This is a genomic window from Paenibacillus sp. J31R122 (assembly GCF_056269185.1).
This window is the reverse complement of record NZ_JBWDNM010000037.1, coordinates 1-5,425: the sequence shown is the minus strand read 5'-3', so window position 1 is coordinate 5,425 and position 5,425 is coordinate 1. Positions and strand designations below refer to the sequence as shown.

The window sequence follows — 5,425 nt, the reverse complement described above, 5'->3', positions numbered from 1 at the left end:
CTGCTATAATTCGCTTCTATATGTCTAGGCTGATGATAATCAATTAAGAAATAAATAACTGCTGCAATTACGACAGTGCCACTTAAAATTAATACTTTATATTTCTTCATTGAATCCACCCATCCAATTTATTTAGCTGATTTACGATAACGTCTGCTTTACGAATTTGTAAAGCATTCCATATGAAGAGTATTCGTGAAATTATTAAACTATCCTGCCCGTTAGCTCAATGAGGCTGCTGTTCATTGAAGGCAGCCTCGTCCTGGTGATTGTTACGCTATAGTTCTCCGTTAGCGTAATCGTCAGATGTCCAATGAAACAAATTCCTCCCCATAATTTTTTACACGTAAGCGTCTATACATATTTTTTTCATAATGATAACGTACCCTTCGTAGACGGAATAACATTGCCTGTTATCCTAATTGCTTTATTCAACGCATCGCCGAATGCCACGAAAATTGCCTCATTTATATGGTGTGTATTTCTACCGTATTCCAAATTGATGTGCATGGTTATCCCGCTATTATGCGCTACAGCGAGAAAAAACTCTTCGGTTAATTCGGTTTCAAACTCGCCTGCTCGTGTTGACGGCATTTCCACGTTAAACACTAAAAAAGAGCGATTAGCTATACTCAAATCCACTAATGCTAAGCTCTCATCCATAGGTATACGCGAACTACCATAACGGTTTATGCCTTTTTTATCCCCTATAGCCTTTTTGATTGCTTGCCCCAAGCATATTCCAATGTCCTCAACCGTGTGATGCCCATCTATCTATAAATCACCCTTGCAATCCACATTTAGTTTTATTCCTGCCCTAAAAGCAAAAAGCGTGAGCATATGGTTAAAGAATCCAATTCCCGTATTGATGTTACCTTCACTGTATTCATCGAGATTAAGCTCCAGTTTAATTTCTGTTTCTTTTGTTTTTCTGTTAATTAATGCCTCTCGCATCATAACAAACTCCCTTCTTAACTGAGGTATTGCCTTTTGGTATTGCTAGCCGAATGAATTCGATTAAGACCATATCCTTTATTGCTTTACTTCTCTAATATATTATCGCACTAAAGCGATAATGTAAAGTTATGTAAGTCGGTCAGCCACGCTAATCTGCCCGTTTGCTTAATAAAGAAAGGGAGCAGCTGCCGCAAACTACCCCTTATTTGTTTAACTAACGTTTCCCGTTAGCGTAATGGCTCGGATATTGCATAAAAAGGCCTAGAGGGTCCTTTTCTTATGAAAGTTATTTTATTTCGATACCTCTACGACAATCGTATCAAGCAGTTGTCCCTTTACGTAAGGAAGTAGCCGCCAACGCCCTGCTTCAGGCAACTCCATCGAGGTGACGACGTGACGGTCAGCTCCGTTCAACTTACCGGCCAAGGCATTCGCGGAGCTTAACTTGTTTGAGGAGTAAACAACGATCATCTTGTCTGTACCTTGTTTCACCGCTTTCACCTCAAAGGGCCCGTTAAGAAGATCATCTTTTCCCCAGAAATGCCACATGTATTTTTGGGTTTTCCCGGCAATGAAGCCAGCATCGATAAAACCCACCTTTTTCTCGACCCCGCGCATCATGTAAGCACCGGATTGAAACTTGGGCGTAATGTCCCAAGAAGGTTTAAGCATAAACAGCTCTACATTTCCGTAAGGCTTATCGTTCAACAGGACATTCAGTTCCCACATCCCCTCCAACGGCAAAACGAAACGGACTGTGTATCTTTCCAATCCCGTATAACCGGGACTTGGCTTCGTAATAACTTCGGAAGATAACGTCTCCTTTGCGCCCGATTGGAGATGGACAGCTTGAAGCGTCAGCGTTTTTTCTAAATAGGTTTCTAAGGGCTCATCAAAATGAAAAATATATCCCACGGTTGTACCCGCCTTCGCATACGGTTCGGGATTAACTGTGAATAACCGACGTCCCTGATCGTAATAGGTATTCCGTGCTGTAGGATTACCGGATATTTCGATGTGCGGTTTGATTCTGGAAGGTAACACCTCGTCTTTGAATTGAGACCAGCCGATAACAAGAGATGCTATCACCAGAGGTACACATACAGCCGATATTATAGAAAAATGGTTTCTCTGCGATTCACCCGCCCGCTGAAGCACCTTATTCTTCAAATCTGCTGTAAACTGACGACTAGCAAAAGGCGGTTCCGCCATACTTTTGACCCAAGCCGGTTTTTCCTCGCTCATGTTTTATACCTCCTCACGGGTTAACAGTTCACTCATCCGTTTCTTGGCTCGATGCGATCTTGATTTAACTGTACCTTCTGATACTTTCAACAAAATGGCGATTTCTTTTTGCTTCAGTCCGTAATGAAAATCCAGAACCAATACCTCTCTGTATTTGCGGGGCAGCTGCATGACTGCACCCCAAACCGCGCGGTTATCTAGACGATCGAATACCACCTGTTCCGCAGCTGGAGAGGTCCCACGTTTCATAAATTTATCGGTCAGGGTCACTTTACGGATGAAGGCGCTTTGCAAATAATGCAGTGCTTTATTCCTCGTTATCGTTAGTAACCAGCTTTTAATCGAACAGTCTCCTCGAAATGCGTACAAGCTGTTATATGCTGCTAGGAAAACCTCTTGTGAGATATCGTCGGCGACATCGGAACAATTTGTCAAAAAGTAAGCGAAATTCCACACATCACTTCCGAACGAATCCATCAAATCACGAAGCACGATACTCCGATCATAACCCTTTGCCAGATGCTTTAAGTAATCCCACTGGTCTGTCAATGCCTTCACCCCAATAAATAAGACCGTAGTTTGCACCAAATGGTTCCATATTACAAAATAAATTATATCTTTTGCTTGCTGAGACCCTTCCCTTGAAGCAGCCAAGCCGAGCCGACAACTCTAGCATCTTTGCTTACTTTTTAAGAGTACCAAATACCATTATTTTGTGAAGGAGTCGAAGGGATGATAAAAGACGGTTACATGTACGTTTATTTATTCGGAACGAATGAAAAAAGTTTTTTAGATACAGGTACGAAAGAAATTCCTTTGCCTGAATCGGTCGAAGTTCTGAAGGATGAGCAGTATGTAAAGATAAAAAGATTTGAGGTTGTGTTCCCGTCTATGATCGGGATGAGGGCAAGGATTAAAATGCAGATACATTCAAATTATCCGATTTAGGCAGTCAAGTATCTGAATGAATATTGAAGATCATGGGAGGTACTAGATGCAAGAGAGGATCACGTTGTACTTTCTAAAAGGGCAACTGGGATCATATAAAAAGTTTTATCCCAGACAACCCTGTTAGAATAGACGTCATTTTTTTTTAGAGGATTCAGATGGTAAGTAATAATACATCTGGTGGAGTAGAGACTTTAATTTCTTATTTGGATGGGGTTCCAAAAACTTAAGCTCATTAAATGAGCTTTTAATAAGATGACCATGCAAGCGAATGTATGATTTTAATTTCTTTGATTTCTTCTTCATGCTAATCGTTAAGGCCTCCTGAAAATTTATGATATTAGATTTTATGTCTAAGGAATGTAACTTGTTAGTGCATTCGTCTAATAATTTTGTGAACAACGCTATATTAGTATCCCATAACGGGGTTTTAAATTGGTGAGAAGAAAGGATAAACGGTTAACATACATTCACTGAGTGCTGAAATTTAAGGGCAAAATGCAAAAAAAATCCCGCCCGAGGGGCAGGATTAAATTAAAATTTATGCGTTAACAGTCTCAGGTCGCTTTACTTGAAGTGGTGGTGGGATAAGCCAACCCTTTTCTTTGCTCAACTGGAGTATTTTTAAGCCTATAGCTGTTTTAGTGAGATGGTATTTAGCAAATAAAGCACCAATATCCTCTCTAACAGATTGACCCATAGCTTGACTGCAAGCTACCAGCCCTAATGATGCGTCAGCCGCAATTTTAGCGGCAATCTCAAGGTCAGAGAATCTTGCACCTACTGGAATGTCTTCAAGTTTAACTGGTGGTCTTTCCGGCATCACTGGCGTAGGAGTAATCCCATTGTCAGTAAGCAGAGTATCGAGTTCTTTAATCTCCAGCTTAGCTTGATCAATAAGAGCATCCAGTGTTTTTTTTAACTCTTTGTCTCCGGCATGATTTAAGTATGCTTGGTAACATGATACTGCACCTTTAGCTACAGTGGATGCCGTCCAGACACTAAATATTTCGCCATAGTGCATTGGTTCATCTTTAGGATTACCGCTTAAAATTCCCATTTAAATCTCTCCTTCAATTTTAAATTTTGAACTGGCTTATTATATCCAGTTGTACAAAATTAATGTAAATCTATATGTCTATTTCAAATTAACTCGCAGTCTAAATATTTAAGAATATGGGTAGGGGGTTATCGAAACGCAAAAGACCCATAGAATGGGCCTTTTACTACCAGGAGTCTACAACAGGACCCATATTTTTAGGTACGGGTCCGATGAAACTAAATTGTTGGATAACCTGTACGGACCTTAACGATGGTGCAGATGAAGCATATATGTTTTCTTCCTTTTATTTGCTTCAAATTTTCACAATAGACACATTTCATGTTGCTGTGAGCTCACCTTTTTTTTACAGATTTAATTACTCAACAGCTCGAAGATAATGCAAGCAAATCTGATTCAATCGATAAAAGCATATTTGTATTCTTGTTAGGTGCGTTCCCGGTTGCGGCTTCTTAACCCAAGCAAGCCCGCCAAACCAAGTAAGCCTAACCAGCCCCAATCCATGTCGTTATCATCAGCTGCGGCATTAGTTCGGTAATTGTTCGTGTTCATGTCTGTTCCGTTGTTATTCATACGGTTGTTATCCAAAGTCATAATATCCGTTTGATGTGATTGGTTCGCAAATACGGGGACAGATATTGCAAACGACATGATTGAAAATGCGATTAGTATTGAGCATATTTTTTTCATTTTCATATTCTCCTTGTATTTAAATTCTTAACGAGTATATGATTCCCATTCAATAAAACAAATATTCTTTCATTTAATTCTTGTGATAAGAATTGAATACAGAAACATGAGGAGGAATTATCTATGAAATTTAGAAAAAAAACCTGTAGTTATCGAGGCTATACAATTTAAGGGCAATTTTGATGAAATTGAAAAGTTTGTTGGCGGTGATGCTGAATTTCGAAGTGGTGAATTGCTTGTAGCTACATTAGAAGGACCTCTGCGCGCAGCGCCTAACGACTGGATCATTAAAGGCGTTAACGGTGAATTTTACCCGTGCAAACCTGACATTTTTGAAAAGACATATGAGCCTGCTGAATGAAGGACAGGTTTGAATACGGAAGAACATGGGTAAGGTTATTGAAACGCAAAAGACCCATAGAATGGGCCTTCTGGATAGATCTTATTCGAATGTTTTTATATTTTGTAAGCAGGTAAAGAGGAAATCGAGCTGCTAATTTAGTAGTCTTAGTAGTTGCAACCGTT

Annotated in this window: 6 protein-coding genes and 1 pseudogene; 1 reads left to right on the top strand and 6 read right to left on the bottom strand. The window is 39.9% G+C overall.

Translation table 11 applies throughout. The annotated features are described in order from the left end of the window. Window positions 1–369: 369 nt before the first annotated feature. From hisB to AC0YN7_RS29465, 3 genes and pseudogenes are all read right to left on the bottom strand, one after another. Window positions 370–954: pseudogene (gene hisB, locus AC0YN7_RS29475) on the bottom strand (imidazoleglycerol-phosphate dehydratase HisB). Window positions 955–1,248: 294 nt separating this feature from the next. Further along, window positions 1,249–2,202, bottom strand: a complete 954-nt coding sequence (locus AC0YN7_RS29470) for a DUF4871 domain-containing protein (RefSeq protein WP_475813578.1) — start codon at window positions 2,200–2,202, stop codon at window positions 1,249–1,251. A 3-nt stretch (window positions 2,203–2,205) separates the two neighbouring features. Then, window positions 2,206–2,751, bottom strand: coding sequence for an RNA polymerase sigma factor (locus AC0YN7_RS29465; RefSeq protein ID WP_475813577.1), 546 nt, complete (start codon window positions 2,749–2,751; stop codon window positions 2,206–2,208). Between the two features lie 183 nt (window positions 2,752–2,934). Here AC0YN7_RS29465 and AC0YN7_RS29460 point away from each other — a divergent pair, with 183 nt between their 5' ends. After that, window positions 2,935–3,150, top strand: coding sequence for a hypothetical protein (locus AC0YN7_RS29460; RefSeq protein WP_475813576.1), 216 nt, complete (start codon window positions 2,935–2,937; stop codon window positions 3,148–3,150). Between the two features lie 541 nt (window positions 3,151–3,691). On the opposite strand, the gene AC0YN7_RS29455 is transcribed toward AC0YN7_RS29460, so the two are convergent. The 3 genes from AC0YN7_RS29455 to AC0YN7_RS29445 all read right to left on the bottom strand — a co-directional run. Further along, the gene (locus tag AC0YN7_RS29455) at window positions 3,692–4,210 is read right to left on the bottom strand and encodes a DUF3231 family protein (protein ID WP_475813575.1); all 519 of its coding nucleotides are present in this window, start codon (window positions 4,208–4,210) and stop codon (window positions 3,692–3,694) included. Between the two features lie 426 nt (window positions 4,211–4,636). Continuing rightward, window positions 4,637–4,900: a WGxxGxxG family protein gene (locus AC0YN7_RS29450; protein ID WP_475813574.1), complete on the bottom strand. Its 264-nt coding sequence runs from the start codon at window positions 4,898–4,900 to the stop codon at window positions 4,637–4,639. A gap of 296 nt (window positions 4,901–5,196) precedes the next feature. Continuing rightward, a partial coding sequence (locus tag AC0YN7_RS29445) for a hypothetical protein (protein WP_475813573.1) occupies window positions 5,197–5,425 on the bottom strand: 229 nt, incomplete at its 5' end.